Consider the following 3296-nt stretch of genomic DNA (forward strand, 5'->3'; position numbering starts at 1 on the left):
CGCCTTTTCTTATCCTACATACGAAGAAGTTTACCGTCATGTCTTTGTTCACACAGCTGCAGAAAATAGCGGATGGATTGTTTACGAGATTCACGGGGGGCCAGAACATCTATTGGTAGTATTCAATGCCAAGGGAACTTCCTTATACTTTGAAAATGCAGGAAATCTAGAAATGCTTGTGACCAATAGTCGTTCGAAACAAGAAAATGTCATTGATGATACTAGTGTCGCAGTGCTAAAAGTACTCTCTTAAATGCATAAACTAAAAAGGGTTAGATTGTCTAATCCTTTTTATCATTTATAAGTTTTCAATGAAGATTAGAATCAAGTTTCAAATAGTTTGAAAAACCAAGCTTGTGAAAATAATCTCAAAAAAATTGCAAAAAGGGTTGTAATTTTCTGAAAATTTGGTAAAATATATCTTAATCATTTTCAGGAGGACGAGAATTTGACAAGATATCAGAATTTAGTAAATGGAAAATGGAAATCAGCTGAAAAAGAAATTACGATTTATTCACCAATAAACCAAGAAGAATTAGGGACTGTTCCAGCTATGACTCAGGCAGAAGTAGATGAGGCTATGAAAGCTGCGCGTGCAGCCCTGCCAGCTTGGCGAGCTTTATCAGCAGTTGAACGTGCGGCTTATTTGCACAAAACAGCAGCTATTTTAGAACGTGATAAGGAAGAAATTGGTACTATACTTGCCAAAGAAGTGGCAAAGGGAATTAAAGCAGCTATTGGAGAAGTGGTGCGTACCGCAGACTTGATTCGCTATGCTGCTGAGGAAGGTCTCCGTATCACTGGACAAGCAATGGAAGGTGGCGGTTTTGAAGCAGCAAGTAAAAATAAATTGGCCGTTGTTCGTCGCGAGCCAGTTGGTGTCGTGCTAGCTATTGCTCCCTTTAATTATCCAGTTAATTTATCTGCTTCTAAAATTGCACCTGCCTTGATTGCAGGGAATGTAGTCATGTTTAAGCCACCAACACAAGGTTCTATTTCTGGGCTCTTGCTGGCTAAAGCGTTTGAAGAAGCAGGGATTCCAGCTGGTGTTTTCAATACCATTACGGGTCGTGGTTCAGAAATCGGGGATTATATCATTGAGCACAAAGAAGTCAACTTCATCAACTTTACAGGCTCAACTCCTATCGGAGAACGTATTGGTCGTTTGGCTGGTATGCGTCCTATCATGTTGGAGCTTGGTGGGAAAGATGCAGCCTTAGTACTAGAAGATGCAGATTTGGAACATGCTGCCAAGCAAATTGTTGCGGGTGCCTTTAGCTATTCAGGTCAACGTTGCACAGCCATTAAACGTGTTATTGTTATCGAAAGTGTAGCAGATACACTAGCTGCTTTGCTTCAAGCAGAGGTTACTAAATTAACAGTTGGCGATCCATTCGACAATGCTGATATCACACCAGTTATCGACAATGCTTCAGCAGACTTTATTTGGGGCTTGATTGATGATGCACAAGAAAAAGGTGCTCAGGCTCTTACACCAATCAAACGCGAAGGCAATCTTCTATGGCCAGTGCTTTTTGACCAAGTTACAAAAGATATGAAAGTGGCATGGGAAGAGCCATTTGGTCCTGTTTTACCAATTATCCGTGTGGCTAGTGTAGAGGAAGCCATTGCCTTTGCCAACGAATCTGAATTCGGCCTTCAATCCTCAGTCTTTACAAATGATTTCAAAAAAGCATTTGAAATTGCTGAAAAACTTGAAGTGGGTACAGTTCATATAAATAATAAAACCCAGCGTGGTCCAGATAATTTCCCATTCCTTGGTGTCAAAGGTTCTGGCGCTGGAGTGCAAGGAATTAAATATAGTATTGAAGCGATGACAAATGTCAAATCCATTGTTTTTGATGTGAAATGAAATGTAAAATCAGGAAATTCGTTTCCTGATTTATTTTTTTACTTAAAATTATATTTTTGTTAGCTAAATAACGAACTTTATGATAGTATTATAAAAAAACAATTCGTTTTCAAAGCGTTTCTGAAAAATTCTTGATTTACAAGTGAACACATCAGTGAATTTGTTGAAGACTTTCAAAAGATTTTTTTGCAAATTCCGTAATTTACTTGAATCTTCCCTAAAAAGGTAGTATAATAAATCTATAGAAAACGCTTACAGAAATAGGAGGGTGTATGGATAAGAATAATGCTTTAGAAACCTTTATGACAGGTGAAAATTTTCACCTCCAGCACTATCTGGGAGCTCATAGGGAAGAAAAAAATGGAGAGTATGGCTATACTTTTCGTGTGTGGGCGCCTAATGCTCAGGCTGTTCACTTGGTAGGGGATTTCACCAATTGGGTTGAAAATCAAATTCCGATGGAACGGAATGAATTTGGAGTCTGGGAAGTCTTTACCAGTCTTGCTCAAGAAGGCCAAATTTATAAGTACCATATCACGCGTGCAAATGGTCATCAACTGATGAAGATTGACCCTTTGGCTGTTCGATATGAGGCACGACCTGGTACTGGGGCTATTTTAACAGATATTCCAGAAAAGAAATGGAAGGATGGCCTCTGGCTAGCCCGTAGAAAACGCTTGAGCTTTGAAGAGCGTCCTGTTAATATTTACGAGGCTCATGCTGGCTCTTGGAAGAGAAATCCTGATGGCAGCCCCTATAGTTTTGCTCAATTGAAAGATGAACTCATTCCTTACTTGGTTGAGATGAATTATACTCACATTGAGTTTATGCCCCTGATGTCTCACCCACTAGGTTTGAGTTGGGGCTATCAGCTTATGGGTTACTTTGCTCTAGAGCATGCCTATGGTCGTCCTGAAGAATTTCAAGATTTTGTTGAGGAATGTCACTTAAACAATATAGGTGTTATTGTAGACTGGGTACCTGGTCACTTTACTATCAATGATGATGCCTTGGCCTATTATGATGGAACACCGACTTTTGAATACCAAGACCATAATAAGGCTCATAACTACGGTTGGGGAGCACTTAATTTTGACCTTGGAAAGAATGAAGTCCAGTCTTTCCTGATCTCTAGTATTAAGTTCTGGATTGATTTTTATCATTTAGATGGTATTCGCGTAGATGCCGTTAGCAACATGCTCTATCTTGACTACGATGATGCTCCATGGACACCTAATAAAGATGGTGGCAATCTCAACTATGAAGGTTATTATTTCCTTCAACGCTTGAATGATGTGATTAAACTAGTTCATCCTGATGTGATGATGATAGCGGAGGAAAGTTCATCAGCTACTCAGATTACTGACACTAAGGATTCAGATGGTCTTGGCTTCGACTACAAATGGAATATGGGTTGGATGAA

The 3296-nt window shown here is 39.4% G+C and carries 2 protein-coding genes and 1 pseudogene; all 3 read left to right on the forward strand.

Annotated features, from left to right (window positions below):
• Positions 1 to 253 (forward strand): annotated as a pseudogene (locus ACLNCN_RS04115) (type I pullulanase); the annotation flags it as partial.
• 195 nt (positions 254 to 448) lie between these two features.
• On the forward strand, positions 449 to 1873 hold the full coding sequence (locus tag ACLNCN_RS04120; RefSeq protein ID WP_000199367.1) for an NADP-dependent glyceraldehyde-3-phosphate dehydrogenase: 1425 nt from the start codon (positions 449 to 451) through the stop codon (positions 1871 to 1873).
• A 272-nt stretch (positions 1874 to 2145) separates the two neighbouring features.
• A partial coding sequence (gene glgB / locus ACLNCN_RS04125) for a 1,4-alpha-glucan branching protein GlgB (protein ID WP_424844686.1) occupies positions 2146 to 3296 on the forward strand: 1151 nt, incomplete at its 3' end.

The organism is Streptococcus sp. CL8.13 (genome assembly GCF_049737895.1).